This is a genomic window from Paenibacillus swuensis (genome assembly GCF_001644605.1).
Lineage (GTDB): Bacteria > Bacillota > Bacilli > Paenibacillales > DY6 > Paenibacillus_N > Paenibacillus_N swuensis.
The window spans coordinates 2,655,247-2,672,302 of record NZ_CP011388.1 but is presented as its reverse complement, the minus strand read 5'-3'; the positions used below and the strand labels follow the sequence as shown (position 1 = coordinate 2,672,302).

At 50.3% G+C, this 17,056-nt stretch carries 14 protein-coding genes; 1 reads left to right on the top strand and 13 read right to left on the bottom strand.

Annotated elements, in window-relative coordinates:
• Positions 1-177: 177 nt before the first annotated feature.
• Positions 178-759: an ATP-dependent Clp endopeptidase proteolytic subunit ClpP gene (clpP, locus tag SY83_RS11825; protein WP_068606724.1), complete on the top strand. Its 582-nt coding sequence runs from the start codon at positions 178-180 to the stop codon at positions 757-759.
• Positions 760-865: 106 nt separating this feature from the next.
• On the opposite strand, the gene SY83_RS11820 is transcribed toward clpP, so the two are convergent.
• The 13 genes from SY83_RS11820 to SY83_RS11760 form a co-directional block, all read right to left on the bottom strand.
• Positions 866-1,954 (bottom strand): hypothetical protein, encoded by a 1,089-nt coding sequence (locus tag SY83_RS11820; protein WP_068606722.1) that lies wholly within the window; start codon positions 1,952-1,954, stop codon positions 866-868.
• 25 nt (positions 1,955-1,979) lie between these two features.
• A complete protein-coding gene (locus SY83_RS11815; RefSeq protein ID WP_068606721.1) occupies positions 1,980-3,428 on the bottom strand; it encodes an MBOAT family O-acyltransferase in 1,449 nt (482 codons plus the stop codon).
• A 126-nt stretch (positions 3,429-3,554) separates the two neighbouring features.
• The gene (locus SY83_RS11810; protein WP_082882486.1) at positions 3,555-5,318 is read right to left on the bottom strand and encodes a stalk domain-containing protein; all 1,764 of its coding nucleotides are present in this window, start codon (positions 5,316-5,318) and stop codon (positions 3,555-3,557) included.
• Positions 5,319-5,345: 27 nt separating this feature from the next.
• Positions 5,346-7,070, bottom strand: coding sequence for a copper amine oxidase N-terminal domain-containing protein (locus tag SY83_RS11805; RefSeq protein WP_068606719.1), 1,725 nt, complete (start codon positions 7,068-7,070; stop codon positions 5,346-5,348).
• 60 nt (positions 7,071-7,130) lie between these two features.
• On the bottom strand, positions 7,131-7,898 hold the full coding sequence (locus SY83_RS11800; RefSeq protein ID WP_068606717.1) for an SIMPL domain-containing protein: 768 nt from the start codon (positions 7,896-7,898) through the stop codon (positions 7,131-7,133).
• Between the two features lie 148 nt (positions 7,899-8,046).
• Positions 8,047-8,316: an HPr family phosphocarrier protein gene (locus SY83_RS11795; protein WP_068606715.1), complete on the bottom strand. Its 270-nt coding sequence runs from the start codon at positions 8,314-8,316 to the stop codon at positions 8,047-8,049.
• A 136-nt stretch (positions 8,317-8,452) separates the two neighbouring features.
• Positions 8,453-9,382: a DNA-binding protein WhiA gene (gene whiA, locus SY83_RS11790; protein ID WP_068606713.1), complete on the bottom strand. Its 930-nt coding sequence runs from the start codon at positions 9,380-9,382 to the stop codon at positions 8,453-8,455.
• 7 nt (positions 9,383-9,389) lie between these two features.
• Positions 9,390-10,376 carry a gluconeogenesis factor YvcK family protein gene (locus tag SY83_RS11785; protein ID WP_068606711.1) on the bottom strand — a complete coding sequence of 329 codons (987 nt, stop codon included), beginning with the start codon at positions 10,374-10,376 and terminating at the stop codon, positions 9,390-9,392.
• Between the two features lie 12 nt (positions 10,377-10,388).
• The gene (gene rapZ / locus SY83_RS11780) at positions 10,389-11,276 is read right to left on the bottom strand and encodes an RNase adapter RapZ (RefSeq protein ID WP_068606709.1); all 888 of its coding nucleotides are present in this window, start codon (positions 11,274-11,276) and stop codon (positions 10,389-10,391) included.
• A gap of 77 nt (positions 11,277-11,353) precedes the next feature.
• On the bottom strand, positions 11,354-12,304 hold the full coding sequence (locus tag SY83_RS11775; protein WP_068606708.1) for an ROK family glucokinase: 951 nt from the start codon (positions 12,302-12,304) through the stop codon (positions 11,354-11,356).
• Between the two features lie 196 nt (positions 12,305-12,500).
• Positions 12,501-13,457 carry a thioredoxin-disulfide reductase gene (trxB, locus tag SY83_RS11770; protein ID WP_068606706.1) on the bottom strand — a complete coding sequence of 319 codons (957 nt, stop codon included), beginning with the start codon at positions 13,455-13,457 and terminating at the stop codon, positions 12,501-12,503.
• A gap of 86 nt (positions 13,458-13,543) precedes the next feature.
• A complete protein-coding gene (locus tag SY83_RS11765; RefSeq protein ID WP_068611061.1) occupies positions 13,544-15,286 on the bottom strand; it encodes a tetratricopeptide repeat protein in 1,743 nt (580 codons plus the stop codon).
• A 177-nt stretch (positions 15,287-15,463) separates the two neighbouring features.
• Complete coding sequence (locus SY83_RS11760; RefSeq protein ID WP_068606704.1) at positions 15,464-16,579, bottom strand: hypothetical protein; 1,116 nt, start codon at positions 16,577-16,579, stop codon at positions 15,464-15,466.
• Between the last annotated feature and the right edge of the window lie 477 nt (positions 16,580-17,056).

Below are 17,056 nucleotides of genomic sequence, written 5' to 3'. Positions count from 1 at the left end.
CTTTTTTTATACCCTAGTTTGACTTTCCTTGACCTTCGGATTCGATTTAGGTATGATAGGGTTATAATTAGGGGATTGGGATATACTTACTAATTAGCTTGCGATACTGGGGTGTGGATTCGTCTGCATTCGGTAGTTAATCGCATAACCAAATTCATTTATCAGGAGGAATCGTCCATGAGTTTCATTCCTATGGTCGTCGAACAAAGCAATCGGGGAGAACGCGCTTATGATATCTACTCCCGTCTGTTGAAAGATCGCATCATCTTCCTGGGCACCGGCGTAAACGACGTTGTAGCCAATTCGATCATCGCCCAACTGCTGTTCCTTGCAGCGGAAGATCCGGAGAAAGACATTAGCTTATACATTAACAGCCCTGGCGGATCCATTACTGCCGGTATGGCCATCTACGATACGATGCAATTCATCAAGCCCGATGTTTCCACAATCTGTGTGGGTATGGCGGCGTCCATGGGCGCATTCCTGCTGAACGCAGGTGCTAAAGGCAAGCGCTTGGCGCTTCCGAACAGCGAAGTGATGATTCACCAACCGCTTGGCGGAGCTGAAGGTCAAGCCAGCGACATCGAGATTCGCGCCAGACGCATTCTGAAGATGCGCGATAAGCTGAATCACATTCTTGCTGAGCGTACCGGCCAACCGCTGGAGCGCATCGAGAAAGATACTGATCGCGACTACTTCATGTCCGCTGCGGAAGCGGCTGACTACGGTTTGATCGACAAGGTTATCGAGCGCGTATAAACGCTGAAAGCCCGACTCATCTTCGGATGAGTCGGGCTTTTTTCATCTCAGGTGAAATTGACAGGAAACAACATACTGCGTCGATTCCCCGGGAAATATGTCAAACTTACTGCTTCACAGCTTCCGTTCCCTCGCTGTCGAACACTGTTGCGTCCAGATTCGAAACCTGCTCCGTCAGGGCCGTGTTCAACTCATCAATATTCTCCGCTGTTGCGCGGTGCTGATCGTTCGCGATGGAATCGATGATGAACTCGTTCACCTTTTGGGAATGGTGGGAAATGTCCTTGTACACATTCAGGTCGAACGTAATCGACTTCACTGCCTGGAAATCATACACCTTCGCATTCGGCAGCGCCGTCAGCTTCTCCACCATATATTTGCGCATATAATCGGTATTTTCATAGCGTTTCTTGTTCAGGCTGTACCACACCTCTTGGCGAAGCACGGAGTACGGCGGATAGTAGAACGAGAACTCTATCTCCGGATGAGCGCGCACCAGCTCCAGAATATTCTTCTCGAACGTGCTCCGGACGCTTTCCAGATCATCCTCGTTCTTACCGAAACCGACCTCCATCGCCTTGGCCGCTTCGTAGTTCTTCAACACTTGATCCGCATCATACTTGGCATAAGCGTGCCAATTGTTCAGCATATCGAGATTTTTCGCTTTCCGATCCCCGGACACCATGCCCTTCCCAATCTTAATCATTTCCTTTACGGTAGTCAGGTTGAATAAGTATTTAGCGTCATTAAACGGATTCTCATCATAGAAAAAGCTCGGGAAGCCGCCTTGATCATCCCTCACATTATCCGCCCCGCCCCGCAGAGAGAAATAATCCAATCCCCAGATGACCTTCTCCACTTTACCGGTGCGAATGGCCACGTTGGCGATCAGATTATGCTCTTTGGAGGTGGAGCCTTCCATGGAAAGCTTCATCGTCTTTCCGCCTAACGCTTTATCCACATAAGACGGCACGAAATTCTGCGTCATGGAGCTGCCGACAATTATCGTGTCATAGTCATAGTTTCGGGCCAGACCCGGATTCTGGAATCGCTCCTCCATCGAAAACAGCGGTTCATACCATGTCGCTTTCCGATAGAATTGGAACGGATCGAAGATGAATGTAAATGTCATGATCAACCCTGCGAACAAGACAGAGAACGCAAGGAAGCCTAGCAAGAACGTTCTGGATTTCATGTCAGGTTACCTCGGATTCTAAAGTTTAAAAGTTGAAGTACAGGAATTCGCTGATCTGGTTAAAGTTCAACAGGGAATAGACGAACAAGGCCGCCAGCATGATCGCGGTCACCCATCTCGGCTTCATCTCAGCACGCAGCTCATTGGTATTCTTCAGGGCGAAGCACACCAGCAAGAACGCAGCAATCCCTAATAGCTTCAGCGGTGAAACTGCGACGAATTCCACTCCGTACGACTTTAAGGAACCCAGGTTAAGTCTGGTGGCGAAGAAACTCGGGAGATCCATCCCGTGCAATCCGAACATGCCTTTTAATACATGGAATGCCTGTGTCATATTCTCCGCGCGGAAAAACACCCACGTAATGTTAATGAAGTTAAATGTAATGAACCATGCGACAAACTTCGGCATCTTCAAACCGAGCTTACCCCACAGACGGTGAATCACTTGCCCGACGCCATGCATAACGCCCCATACGATGAATGTCCACCCGGCACCGTGCCATATCCCCCCGATAATGAACGTCGCGGCCAAATTGAAGTAAGTACGGAATACCCCTTTGCGGTTACCGCCGAGAGGAATGTAGATATAATCCCGCAGAAAACGGCTCAATGTCATATGCCATCTGCGCCAGAAATCTTGGATGCTCAGCGCCTTGTAAGGGGAGTCAAAGTTAATCGGCAATACCACGTTGAACAGCAAGGCAATACCGATCGCCATATCCGAATATCCGCTAAAATCAAAATAAAGCTGTAACGTATACGACAGAGACGTCACCCAGGACTCGATAAAGCCCAAGGATGCGGCTCCGTTAAACCCTTGGGTTGCGATGGGCGCGAAGCTGTCCGCGATGACGACCTTTTTGAACAGACCCAGTACAAAAATAAACACACCCGCGGCCACATTCGTATAGTTGAACCGTTTGTTTTCCTTATCCGCGAATTGCGGCATCATTTCTTTGTGATGCAAGATCGGTCCCGCGATCAGATGAGGAAAGAACGTCACAAACAGCACATAGTTCACAAAGTTATACTCTTTCACCTGGTTGCGGAACGCATCGACCAAGTAGGCAATCTGCGTAAAGGTAAAGAAACTGATACCCAGCGGCAATACCAACTTCAGGAGCGCGATTTCCGAGCCTGTGGCGTTGTTGATGTTCGTTATAAAGAAATCCGCATATTTGTAGTAGATTAACAGCGAGACGTTGGCTATGATCCCGAAGATCAGAATGCCTTTACGCGGCGCGTTCGGCTTTTCGGATGTCTTCGTCAGGCTGCTTCCGATGAGGAAATTAAACACAATCGAACCCATCATTAACGGAAGGTAATGGACATCCCAATAGCTGTAGAAGAACAAGGAAGCGACAGCGAGCCACAACCGGGATGCATTATAGTAATTAAAGCGATTCAATAAGAAATACACGATTAAAGTTAGGGGCAAAAACATAAATAAGAACGGATATGAATTGAAAAGCAAAGGGTTCAAGCTCCTCCCTAAGGAATTTAAGACAAACCTAAATATACTATTAATAGTTTAGAACATCAATCATATGCAAAGAAAAAGACCAAGGGTATTTCTTCCTTGGTCTTCATTTCGACAAGATTAGTCTAACGGATAGAAGACGAGATCCACAGGCAGATTTGAACCCGCCGGCGGCGTAATCTCAATGTCCAACGTGGCTTCAGTTCCGGATGTACGGTCTAGCAGCATATATTTGTCCAGCGGTGTCAGGATGCCTGACTTCGGAACTTGTACAATTTTGCCGTTGATGCGAACCGGTCCTTTGTAACCTCCTGCTCTTGCGATAAACAGAATGGCCATCTTCTTCGGGTTCTCAATATGCAGATTATACACGACACCGAAGCTTCCCTTGTTCGTTGTTTCGGTGCCTGTAACAGCATCTACTCCGGACGCGAACGGATCGGTCGTCCCGTCGGCAATCGCGATTCGCTTAGGCTCGGTCATGGTGCTGCCGTCCACATACCAATGGGTATCCGCATACGGGAACGTTCCGCGGATATGCACGCTGCGCTCCAGCGGTTGATAAGTGCCGTCCGTGATCGTTTCCGGGCCGGCGTCAAGGCTCGTCGCCGCGAAGGTTACCGTCAGTTCGCCGGTGGTTTCCACATCGTAGATCGAGTTCATGCCCATCATCGGGTAGAACGAAGGCAACTCGCGATAGACGACGGTTTCACCCGGCGCTACCGACATGTTGTCGTTGGTCGGGTCATGGAGCAAGAAGTCCATGGACGCCACGTGACCGACTAACGCCGGATTCGATGAAGGATAGGCTTCACCCTTATTCGTCGTCAGGATTTTCACTTCCTGATCGCTATTGTTCGTCAGATAGATGGCGAACTTGGTCGGCTCGGCCATACCGTTAATGTGATGCGCATAAATACGGGCCGCCCCGTTGATTCGATCTTGATAGAGAATACCTTTTTGCTTATAGGTTTCCGGGCTGTCACTGAATAACAGCGGTCTGGACAGATCGTTCTCCACCGTTTTGTCCGCATAAGTGGCGGTTCTCAGGTTGGCGAACAGCTCCGGAAACTCCTCATCGGAGATGTAACTGCCCGGCTTCTGCATCTGCAGAGCGAACTGCTCCCGCGTCATATAAGACTCATCGGTGATCGTTACATTTCTTGTGTACACATTGCTGACAAGGCCGGTACGGTCGGTTACCTTCAGAGTTACCGGATAGGTGCCTGCCTCGAAGTATGCATCCTGCTTGCCTGTCCAGGACGTATACGAAATCGGGTCCCCGTCGGAGTCATAACTCAAATCTACGTACTCGATGGGCTCACCCTTGGCGTAGGAGGTTTTGCTGAAGGTGAATTTCGCTACCGGACGGGAGTTTTTCTTATTCGGATCATAAAGACTTTCCGTCGACGGCACGAAAGACAGCTCCAACCGCTTCAGTTCCGCGTTATATGCCGGTTCCTTGATCTTGAGGTATCTCGCCATCTGTTTTACTCGGAGCATCGTACGTTCATTTACAATGGCTGCTACCGTATCAATCGGAACGGGCATGCCGTTCTCGTAGGCTACTTTTCTTTTGAAATCGAGTTGAATGACGGTCGTTCCCGCCACAATCTCGGTCATCTTCTTGGCCGCATTATAAGTCACGTTGAAGCCCAGTTGATCCCCGAGAAATTTAATGGGCACGTAGGTCGTTCCTTTGATCGCGGTTGCCGGCGTATCCAGCATGACCTTTTCACCATTTACATAAGCTTCCTTACTGTCAAAATAAAGATAAATCAACTTTGATGTCGAAGACACCGCATTCGCCGCGGACAGCGGTAAACCGCTGACCAGGACGGAAGCGATGGCTGTCATTGCCGTCAGGCGTTGCCAAGGTTTCAATTCGCTTCTCTCCTTTAGTGGATCTGGTTAGTCGTTGAGCGGATAAAAAATCATGTCAATCGGGAAAGCCGATCCCGCGGGCGGCGTAAATTCGATGTCCAGCGTACGCTCATAACCTGTCGTCTTCGCAATGATCAGCGGTCCGTCCAGGTAAGACAACACCCCGCTGTCGCGAACCATCACGAATTCGCCGTTAATCTTGAACGGTCCCTTGAAGGTTCCGCCGCGCGCCATGACCATAACAGCCATCTTCGGAGGGCTGTCGATGCGAAGCTTCTTTACAACTCCATAGTTCCCTTTGTTCACGCTCGGGATCCCATTCATCGCATCGATGCCTTGTCCGAACGGATCCGTTACGCCGTCTCCGATAATAATGCGCGAAGGCTGATAGATCGCGCCTTTAGCCACATCCCACGTTGTTTCGGAATAGTTAAAGGTACCCCTGTTATGAATGCCCCTGCCCAGCTGCATCAAGGATGAGAACAGTTCCGGCGGCGTTCCTGAGTCTATGGCGACAAAAGAGAATTGCGCCGGACCATCCGTCTCCACGTCATAGAACGCGTTTACTCCCGACGCCGGGAAGAAATCCGGCATCAGAACGTAAACCATCGTTCCCCCTGTCGGAACGGTCATTTTCCTGTTCAACGGATCATACATGAGAAAATCAACGGAAGCCTGATGCCCCGCCAAATTTGCGTATTTTGATGGGTAGACTTCCCCTTTATTGGTCGTTGTTACATTCACCGGCGCAGACGACTTGTTCGTCACCGCGATAGCGAATTGAACTTTACGGTCCATCCCGTTCTGGTGGTTAGCGTAGAGCCTGGCTTTACCGTTGACCGTGTCCTGATAAAGAATACCCGGCTCCAGAATAAGCTCAGGACTGTCGCTGACGATCAGCGGCCGATTCGTGTTGTCGAAGGTTGACTTCACAATTTGGGGCAAGCCCGACAAGTATTTGCGGCCGCCTTCAATCTCCGTGCCTACCGCTTGTGTAAAGATCGGGTATTCCTGCTCCGTTAAGAAAGGCTCGTTCAGTATCGTTAATGTCCGTTCATATGTATCACTCACGCGGCCTTTCGAGTCAATTACTCGCAAGGACACGGTATATTCACCGGGTTTGAAGAAAGCTTCCTGCTTTCCTCCCCAACTGCGATGGTAGATGCCCTCCGCGTCGGGATCATAGCTCAAATCCACATACTTCACCGGTTCCCCGATGCGATAAGCGGATTTACCGAAAGTGAATTTGGCAACCGGCTTGGAACCGTCGGATTCGTAAACACCGTTCGCTGTCTTCACGTAATAAATATCAATACGCCCTAAATCTTGATGATACACATAACGGGCGCCCATATAATCCGCAACCCATTTCAACTGAATCAGCGTTCTACCGTTTCGAACCGCAACCGCCTGGCTGTATGGCACATAGGTTCCGTTGGCGTAAGCCGCCTTTTTCTTCATATCGATGAGCAGCGTAGCCGTACTCGTGCTGATTGTAATCTTCCCGTTCACTAGGGACATCTGGAATCCGAAAGACTGCTGCAGGAAACGAAGCGGCACAAAGGTCCTGCCGTTCACGACCGTTGCGGGCGAATCCAGAGTAACCGTATCGTTGTTCACCATCGCTTGCTTTTTGTTCAGATAAAGCAGTATTAATGAGCTTGAAGTAGATACGGCCGAAGCGGCTGGGGCGAAGATCGACATCCCCAAGGCAGCGACTACGGCCAGTATCGATATTTGTCTTAACAACATGTATACCTATCCTTCTCTCTGTCTAACGCGTGCTGCTTGGTAAGCTATCCGGATAAAGCTTTAGAAATCGAACTGCACACTGACATTTGTAGTTATTGTTATTTGTCCGCTTTGAATGGAAGTTCCGCCGGCTTGGTCCGCAACCATGCTCTTTTGTAACATCTCGGTTTGCAGATAAACCGGCGCGGCTTGAGCGCCTTGCTGAATAATGTTGGACACGCCTTTTAACTCCCGCTTGGAGGCTTTCGCCAATACCGCGGCTTTGCCTTCCGCATTAGCCATTGCTTTCTCCAACGCCTGTAATTCGTACTCGTCTTTCTTCTCGGTATCAAACTGAATATGATCTACCCGATTGGCTCCGACAGCGGAAACCGCGTCCAGAAGCGCTCCGATACCGTCTATTTTGCGAAAAGTGACCTGTACCATATGATTGGCTGTGTACCCGATGAGCTTCTGCTCCTTCTCGGAATAGTTATACTCCGGTTGCACTTGGAAAGAACTTGTCTTTACATCGGCCGCCGCCAGTTTATATTGCTCAAAAAGCACTTTGGTAAGCTTGTTATACGCTGCTGCATTCGCTTTCTGCGCTTCATTCGCTGTCTTGCCCTTTGTTGCCACACCGAACGAAATATAAGCTACATCCGGCTCCACTTTTAGTTCGCCTTTACCTGTAACTGTAATCGTGTTCTTTACCGCCGGGGCCAACGCTTCCGCATGTACGGGTTCATTACCGATCAAGGATGCAACACCTCCGCCTGTGAAACTGAACATCGTTAACGCGCCTGCAACCACACCTAGCACAATCCACTTGCTGGACTTTTGGTTCATGACTTATTACCCCTTCCGTTTATTAGTCCCCTACTTAGACGCCAGAAACTTGGAAAGGTTGCACAAAATAGCCCTAATTTACTACTTACACTACAGAAATGTGTCCAAAAAAAAGAAAAGCCTCCGATGAAGCTTCCCTTTGCATGTCTTATTGGTTCTCTAGTTCTTCCTTGCTGACCAGTGTGACTAAAGCGTTTACAGCCTGTTCGGCATCCGGGCCTTCCGCGCTGATATAAACTTCAGTTCCAGAGGAGATCGCCAAGCTCATAATACCCATAATACTCTTGGCATTGACCTTCTTCTCATCCTTCTCCACGAAAATCTCCGAGGAAAACTTATTAGCCTCTTGGACGAACAGTGCTGCGGGACGCGCATGTAAGCCTGTCTTTAATTTTACTACTACCGGGTGCTTCGTCATTCAGCCCTAACCCCCTATATACCTAATTTACAACTGCTATCGCATCGTATTCAGACGAAAAAAGCATTTTATACTTATTATAACATTTACCAATGAAAACGTCTAACAGACGATTGGTAAGGTCTAAGAGTCTATTCTAGCCGTTTCTGATTTTTTCGGCAAGTTCATCAATTTTGCGGAGTCTGTGGTTGACACCCGACTTGCTGACTTTGCCTTTCAACATCTCGCCGACTTCCGTTAAGTTCAGATCCGGATTCATCATACGAATCTCCGCCACTTCCCGAAGCTTGTCCGGCAAGTTCTCCAGTCCCAACTCCCTTTGAAGCAGCTTGATATTGTCAATCTGGCGAACGGCTGCGCCGATTGTCTTATTCAGATTCGCGGTCTCACAGTTCACGATCCGGTTGACCGAGTTTCGCATGTCCCGCATAATCCGCACATCCTCGAACTTAAACAGAGCTTGGTGCGCCCCGATGATATTGAGAAGCTCGATGATCTTCTCGCCTTCCTTCAGGTAGAATACAAACCCCTTCTTCCGCTCAATACATCTCGCGTTAAGGTCGAACGTATTCGCAAGACGAACCAGTTCCTTGCAATGCTCCTCATACATGGAGGAAATCTCCAAGTGGTAGGAAGAGCCTTCCGGATTGTTGACGGACCCTCCGGCCAGGAATGCCCCGCGCAAATAAGCGCGGATACAGCAGCTGTTCTTGACGACCGCTTTATCGATCCCGTCGGTAAACTGAAAACCTTCGGAAACGATGTATAAATCGGCAAGAAGCTCTTGCACCCGGGCCGGAATCCGAACAATGTATACATTGTTCTTCTTCAGACGCATTTTTTTGCGCACCAACAGCTCGGTATGCATACCGTATATTTTTTTGATGAGGGAATAGATGCGTCTGGCAATCGCCGCGTTCTCCGTAGAGACATCGAGGATGACTCTCTGATTCGATAATTGCACCGAGCCGTTCATCCTTATTAAAGCGGAAAGCTCCGCCTTCTCGCAGCAGTCTTCCGCTTCAACCATCGTTAATTCTTTCTTGGTTTGTGCCGCAAAGGACATCAGGGGATCACCTCTTCCGTACCATCCAGCTGTCCACTAACTGATAGATATGTTGACTTAAACGCCCGGCGTCATGGCGCAGATAAGTTCTGAACAACACCAATCGGTCCGCAATCACTTTATATCCGCGCTTGGTCACCTCTTCTAAATCCAGATGAACCGCCTTGGCGCCTTGCTCGGCATATTTACTCTGCACCTGTTCCGGGATTTCACCGTTATTCACAATGACATAGTCAAACAGATGGTGTCCGACATGCTGATGGACCGCGGTCAAGTGATCACTGACCGAATAGTTGTCGGTTTCCCCGGGCTGTGTCATGACATTGCAGACAAAGATCTTGACCGCTTCCGATTTGAGGATCGCATCGGCCATCTTGGGTACAAGCAGGTTCGGAAGAATACTCGTGTACAGGCTTCCGGGACCCGCAAGAATGGCGTCAGCTTCCTCAATGGCGCGGAGCGCTTCATCGAGCGGCTGCACATCCGCAGGTTCAATAAACAGCCTGTGGATTCGCTTGCCCGCCTTGGGAATATGCGATTCGCCTTCCACGATCGTGCCGTCTTCCATCTCGGCTTTCAGCACGATCGCCTGACCGGAAGCCGGCAACACTTTGCCGCGAACGGCAAGCACCTGGCTTAGCTCGCGAACGCCTGTAACGAAGTCGCCGGAGATGTCCGTCATCGCCGCAATGATTAAATTACCCAAACTATGTCCGGCTAATCCCGTCCCGCTGCTGAACCGGTATTGCAGCAGCTCGGACAAGAGCGGTTCAACGTCCGCCAACGCCGTTAACACGCTGCGAATATCGCCGGGCGGCGGCATTTGCATTTCGCTCCGGAGAATGCCTGAGCTCCCGCCGTCATCCGCTACCGTAACGATGGCGGTAATATCCAGCGGCATTTCCTTCAAGCCGCGGAGCATTACGGAAAGACCGGTACCTCCGCCGATAACCACAATCTTGGGACGTCGCTTCAAGGACGGTTCCGCGCTCATGCCTTCACCTTCTTAATGCCGATCCCGCTCATAATCTCTATGGCCGACCCGGATATTTTCAGTCTCGCTGGCCCCAAGCGTCTTGCCCAGAAATTCGGCAAGGGCAACAGAACGGTGCTTGCCGCCCGTGCAGCCGATCCCGATGACGACTTGGCTCTTGCCTTCCTTCTCATATTGCGGGATAAGAAAGTGCAGCATATCCAGCAATTTCGTTAGGAATACATTCGTTTCAGGCCATTTCATGACATAATCGTAAACATCCTGATCCATGCCGGTGTGAGGTCTCAAGGTGTCGATGTAATGCGGGTTGGGCAAGAAACGAACATCAAAAATCAGATCCGCGTCGATCGGGACTCCGTACTTAAAACCGAATGAAGTAATGTTAACGGAGATTCCGCGTTTATCGGATTCTTTAAATCTGGACGCGATCTTCTCCTTCAACTGGACAGGCTTCAGACTTCCCGTGTCAATGATCTGCGTCGCCATGCCTTTGAGTTCTTCCAACAGGCGGCGTTCGGCGTGTATGCCCTCCAGCGGAAGTCCTCCGACCGCAAGCGGATGCAACCTCCTGCTTTCCTTGTAACGCTGAACCAGGACGGAATCCGTTGCATCCAGAAACAGAATTTCGTAGCTTAGCGTATAGTTTTCCCGAATAAACGTCAGAGACTCCGACAATGCAGTGAAGAACTCACGCCCGCGTAAGTCAATAACCAACGCCACTTTGCCGATCTTACCCTTGGATTGCTCGATTAACTCGGCAAACTTGGGGATCAGAACGGGCGGAAGATTATCCACGCAGAAATAACCGAGGTCTTCCATGCTTTGCACCGCAATGGTCTTGCCGGCTCCCGACATGCCTGTAATAATGACCAGTTTCCCTAATGAAACGGTATCTTCCACGCGGATACCCTCCTTATGATCTATTACGGTTGTTTGACGAGAATCGTATTACCACTTTCCTCGTTACAGTAAGTCGATTATGATCGTGTAATCAGGCCGGCGGCTCCGACTACACCCGCGTCGTTCCCAAGAATGGCCGGAAGAATCTCCACGCCTTCCTGCGCCGTCTCCGGTGTGAACTTACGGAATACCTCACGGATCTGCTCGAAGAGGAATTCTCCTGCTTTGGACAGACCGCCTCCGATAATGAAACGTTGCGGATTTACGACAACAGCAATGGCCGCCATCGATTTCCCCAGGTAGAATGCCGCTCGGGAAATAATACGATTCGCGACTTCATCGCCCGCCTTGGCCGCGTCGAATACATCCTTCGCGGTGATATTGTCAATGTGGGACAGCGAAGTACGGTCGCCGCGCTCCACAGCATCTTTAGCCATTCTCACAATACCCGTTGCGGAGGATACCGTCTCCAGGCAACCCATCTTGCCGCAGCCGCATTGAATGGCTTCCAGATCAGGAACGATGGACATATGGCCAAGCTCGCCGCCCATGCCGTTAAAGCCTTCATATATTTTACCATGGATGATGATGCCTCCGCCTACGCCTGTTCCCAGCGTATAGCATACGACATTCGGAATGCCAGCACCCGCGCCGCTCCAAGCTTCGCCCAAAGCCGCCACATTGGCGTCATTGTTAATCTTCACGAGCTTGCCCAGCTTCTCTTCGAGAATCTGCTTAATGGGAACGTTCCGAAGCGGAAGGTTCGGTGAAGTCTTCATGAACCCGGTCGGAATATCCATAAAACCCGCGATTCCGATCCCTACACCCGCAACCTGTTCCCATGCGAACGGTGAATCTTCTACAATTTTGCGGACATAAGCCGCGATGTTCTCAAGGATCGCGTCCTGGCCGTCCTCCGTACCTGTAGGCCCTTCATATGAGTGCAGCAATGTGCCGTTCTCATCGCATATGCCTACCTTAATGGCGGTTCCGCCAATGTCCGCGCCAATGTAAATGTGATCTGACATTCGTTAAGTCACCTCTATAGTTAGGTTTAGAATAATAACACTGTTCCCACTATAAGCTAACCCCCGTTACAGGTCAAGAACAACTGCCCCCGGCATATCACTTACGCAAAGGTGAAACGGTGTCCCGGCCTAAACTTATGCTTTCTTATAGCTGAATAGAAAACGCCAACCGACTAGGCGGCTGGCGTCCTGTTCATTATAGGGAAACGCTCCAGTCGTGAACGATGTTTCCTTCCAGAAACTTCTCGCAGTCCAGGGCGGCCATACAACCGCTGCCCGCTGCTGTAATCGCTTGGCGGTACTTCTGATCCTGCACATCGCCGCAAGCGAAAACACCCGGGATGTTCGTCTCTGTTGTGCCCGGCTTTACCAAGATGTAGCCCGTCTCATCGGTGGTCACCTGGCCTTCAAGAAATTTCGTATTCGGCGTATGGCCGATGGCTACGAAAATGCCGTCCGTCTCAAACAGCTCTTCTTCTCCGGTCTCGTTGTTCTTTACCTTCAGCGCTGTAACACCGCGCTCCCCGGCAACAACCTCAAGCGGCGTGCGGTTCAGGCTCCATGCAACCTTCTCGTTCTCGCGAGCGCGGTCTTGCATGATCTTGGAGGCGCGAAGTTCGTCGCGTCTGTGAACCAGTCGAACTTCCGAAGCAAAGCGAGTCAGGAAGTTGGCTTCCTCCATGGCGGAATCGCCGCCGCCGACAACGATAATCTTCTTGTTGCGGAAGAAAAAACCGTCGCATGTGGCGCAAGTGCTCACGCCTCGGCCCACGTTCTCGCGTTCATTCGTGATGCCCAAATATTTAGCGGAAGCGCCTGTGGAGATAATGACTGTTTCCGCTTCAAGCTCGCCCATGCCTTCAACTTGCAGTTTGAAAGGACGTTGAGACAAGTTCGCTTTATTGACCCAGCCCGTCTTGAACTCAGCTCCGAAGCGCTCCGCTTGCTTGCGCATGTTGGCCATAAGCTCCGGTCCCATAATACCGTCGGGAAAGCCTGGGAAATTTTCCACATCCGTTGTTGTCGTTAACTGTCCGCCCGGCTCAGGACCTTCAATGATGAGAGGATTGAGGTTGGCGCGCGCCAGATAGATTGCGGCTGTCAGCCCCGCAGGACCGGTACCGATGACGATGGTTTTGTACTTAGTAGACATATAGAATTGACCTCCTACAAATATTTAAAAGAAGCAAGGCTTCATTTTCACTAAAATCATTTTACCTTAATATAGCATGCTAACAATCAAAGCTTTTCATTAAATTTGTGAAAAATGGCCTCCATCTTCTCCCGAATACCGCAAGCCTCGTCGATTAGCTTCACATATTTACTGATGGTAGTGATGGAAGCGCCGTACAGACTCGCCACCTCATGATAAGAGATGGTGCGGCGGTGCATCTTCGCTGTCAGGTATTCCAGCGCGGCTGCCCAGCCCTCCATCTTCACAATCTTGGGCGCGTTCGGATAGACGCGGGACAGATACTCCACCCACAGCGTTTGCAGATCGTGCTGTTGGACCATGTCATAACGGCGGTCCATCTTCGTTAACGCCAATTCCATAACGGATTGCCACTGCTCTTCCCAGACCGGCAGATTAGGCGAGAACGTCATGGCGTGAACTACGGTCGGCTTGCCTTCAAGGTGAGCGTGTATAGGCTCTTTCAGTCCGATCGTACGCAACACAAAGATGGCCACCTTTTTTAAATATTCATCCTCGTCCGGTTCCAGAATAAAAGCGCGCAACGCGTCCTTCACTTCGCTGTCCGCCAGCATGCCAAGCGCCTGAATGACCTGGAGCTTCGTCTCGTGATCACCGTGGCGGAGCGCCCAGAAAAACGAAGATCGCACAAGAGGGTCCCGCTTCATGTGATCCGGAATGCCGTCTTTGGAAGATTTCTCAAGCAACTGAAACTGCTCTTCGAAAGGCAGATGATAGTGATAGTTCAATGGCCGCTTGGAAGGATCCTTGCGAATCTCGTTCAACTGGCTCATGAAAAAACGCGGAATTTCAGACCCCGAGTCCAGCTTCTGCGTTTGCATCCAATGCCTTGCGGCATCGTCGAAACGGCCGATATTGCAAGCGGCCACCGCTGTGTAGTGGTGCAGGCTTGGATCGGCGAAAGCCTCCGAGTCCTTCAACAGACGGCGGAAATGCCGGTAAGCTGTCTCATGCTCGCCCAGAATCCCCATCGTGGTAGCCAACTTGAACACATGTTCCTGATGAAACGGGTAGGTTTTCTTCAACACCTCGACTAATTCCTGCAGGGGTTCGTGCTTCTCCAAATTTTGATAGAAGATCGCCATGTTGCATAACGCATGCAGGTTCCCGGGTTCCATCTCCAGCACCTGATGAATGGTTTCCGTAGACTTGTCGAAGTACCCCATATAGTAATAGGCTAATGCCAGATTATTTCGGGCAGCCATAAATTCCGGATGCTTACTGATCAATTGCTCCAGGACACGAACCGCTTCGGCAAACTTCCCTTCTTCCAGGAGGGAGCGCGCCTTATCGTGTTCATTCAGTCCTTCTCTGCTCTTGATCGTTACCTGCTTAGCGGGTCTTTCCATTTCAGTGCTCAGAAATTCCATCATCTCTTCGGCTTCTTCCAGGTAATGGCCTTCGGCATCTTGTTCCAGATATCGAATTAGTTCCCGCTCCGCCGATTCGAAATTCTCCATGTTGGCGTAATTGTTGGCCATGTAGAAATAACATTCCGTCATCTCCGGATCGATCTCTTCCAGCACTTGCTTCAGGATGCGATTGGATTCCTCATAGTTACCCAGCTCCGACAGAATTCCCGCAGTATTGCAGTGATTCACCGGATTGTCCGGCTCATACTCGGCTGCGCGCCGAAAATACTTTAATGCCTTATCGTAATGAAACCGATCCATCGACTGAACGGCACGCTCGAAGAAGAACGCGGCATCCATCCGCACGGAAATCACTTTAGGCTTGGGAGCTTTGGCCATAAGCTTTGTTTCTTTGATCATAAGGCACCTCCGGTAAATTCTTATAGGTTGTAATTAAGGAGAGTATACCACAGTTCCGACCTAATACCTAAACTCTTCTTCACCCTCTCCGCCCAAAAGAAAGCCAAGCCCTGACCCCGAATCCAGGGACCAAGCTTGGCTTTTGACGAAACATGTTACTCGTGTTTATGTTGGTTATTTTCTTACGAAAAATCCGATATGTTCCTTCGTTTCGGCGTCGAACACAACCATTAACGGTCCGAGCAGAGCATCCTGATCCGTTGTGTAATTTACAGATACCAGATTGCCGTTCTTCGCCACAATTTCAGCTAAAAGCTTCTTCTGCTGTTCCGTATAAGTCATGATACCAGCGCCTTTGGCAGGAAAGATGCTAACTTGCGCTTCCTCTTTCTTGGTAATCAGGTGCTTCTTCTCCGCATCCGGCACGTGCTTCCATCCCAGGTCTCTGTACTCTTTCACGCTTGCGGCATCCAATTGTTCTTCCAACACCACAATGACGTGTGCCGGGCTTTGCGGCGGAATGCTCTTAGTCATGATCGGACCGTAGTAGGCGCGGACTTTCGTGCCCGGCTTCAGCTGCGACCACTCGACCGGTTGCCCTTCCGCCGAGATGAGCATTGTTTCTTTCCCCGCATTCAACGTCAGGCTAGGCACTTCGACCCCGTCCTTGAGTTCGCCGAACTGAATTTGCCAACCGTCATCGCCTTTCTTCACCGTAAAGATTGCTTGCTCTTTAATCAGGCGTTCTTCCATAACCTCAACACTTACGGCATGGGATTGTCCCGGGTAGCTCATGGCCATTACAGGGCCGTATTTCGCGTATACATGCATACCTGCTTTGAGGTCCTTGGCTGTAACCGCTTGACCGCTGCGAGAAGTCAGTACCGTCTCCTTGTCCACATTAAGCATGATCCAACTGTTCGGTCCGTGACCGAGAACCTCGATGCGCACGTATTGGTCAATCGGTGTTACGCTTGCGATTACCCCTTGCGTCTGCATCAAGGCCGCCTCCTCTTGGCCGTCGCCGTTGCCTTGAATCTGAATTTCTTTATCTTTGATGTTGTAGCTCAAGCCGTAGCCTAAAGCCGCAGCTGTGTCGCGAGCCGGGAGATAAGCTTTGCCGTTAATGTATACAGGATGGAGCGCAGTGTCTGTTCCGTCTATAGATACGACGATATCATTCCTTACGATCCCTTTCACCTTTTCCAAAAGCCCGTTCGCACCCACCACAGCCGTTGTGCTAAGCAAGCCTACGCTTGTTACTAGAATTAATAATTTTTGTTTATTCATCATTGATTTCTCCCTTCGAGTCTAAGTTAGTATGGCAAGGATTCTTGACGCTCAACCCTTGTTCAATGCCTCTGACGTCGATAAAGGTAGAAAGGTTTCAGTGCTGGAGATAAACCGTTGCTTCAGCTGAGCGGTTCCGTGCTTGGCGCGGGTGTCATGTGCCGGCATTTGTAGCGTTATCGCTACTATTCTGGCTCTGGGAGCCGCGCACGGCTCCATTTGTAGCGATTTCGCTACTATCTCCTTCGGGGCAGTCAATTTTCGGAATGCGCACCGGCATTTGTAGCGTTATCGCTACTATTCTGGCTGTGGGAGCCGCGCCCTGCTCCTTTTGTAGCGATTTCGCTACTATGACCGGCGGGGCAGTCGATTTTCGGATTGCGCACCGGCATTTGTAGCGTTATCGCTACTATTCTGGCTGTGGGAGCCGCGCACGGCTCCATTTGTAGCGATTTCGCTACTATGACCGGCGGGGCA

Bases quoted from the DNA above. Each gene is read 5' to 3' on its own strand.
- clpP (WP_068606724.1), top strand. From the start codon at position 178: ATGAGTTTCATTCCTATGGTCGTCGAACAAAGCAATCGGGGAGAACGC.
- SY83_RS11820 (WP_068606722.1), bottom strand. From the start codon at position 1,954: ATGAAATCCAGAACGTTCTTGCTAGGCTTCCTTGCGTTCTCTGTCTTG.
- SY83_RS11805 (WP_068606719.1), bottom strand. From the start codon at position 7,070: ATGTTGTTAAGACAAATATCGATACTGGCCGTAGTCGCTGCCTTGGGG.
- SY83_RS11800 (WP_068606717.1), bottom strand. From the start codon at position 7,898: ATGAACCAAAAGTCCAGCAAGTGGATTGTGCTAGGTGTGGTTGCAGGC.
- SY83_RS11795 (WP_068606715.1), bottom strand. From the start codon at position 8,316: ATGACGAAGCACCCGGTAGTAGTAAAATTAAAGACAGGCTTACATGCG.
- whiA (WP_068606713.1), bottom strand. From the start codon at position 9,382: ATGTCCTTTGCGGCACAAACCAAGAAAGAATTAACGATGGTTGAAGCG.
- SY83_RS11785 (WP_068606711.1), bottom strand. From the start codon at position 10,376: ATGAGCGCGGAACCGTCCTTGAAGCGACGTCCCAAGATTGTGGTTATC.
- SY83_RS11775 (WP_068606708.1), bottom strand. From the start codon at position 12,304: ATGTCAGATCACATTTACATTGGCGCGGACATTGGCGGAACCGCCATT.
- trxB (WP_068606706.1), bottom strand. From the start codon at position 13,457: ATGTCTACTAAGTACAAAACCATCGTCATCGGTACCGGTCCTGCGGGG.
- SY83_RS11760 (WP_068606704.1), bottom strand. From the start codon at position 16,579: ATGAATAAACAAAAATTATTAATTCTAGTAACAAGCGTAGGCTTGCTT.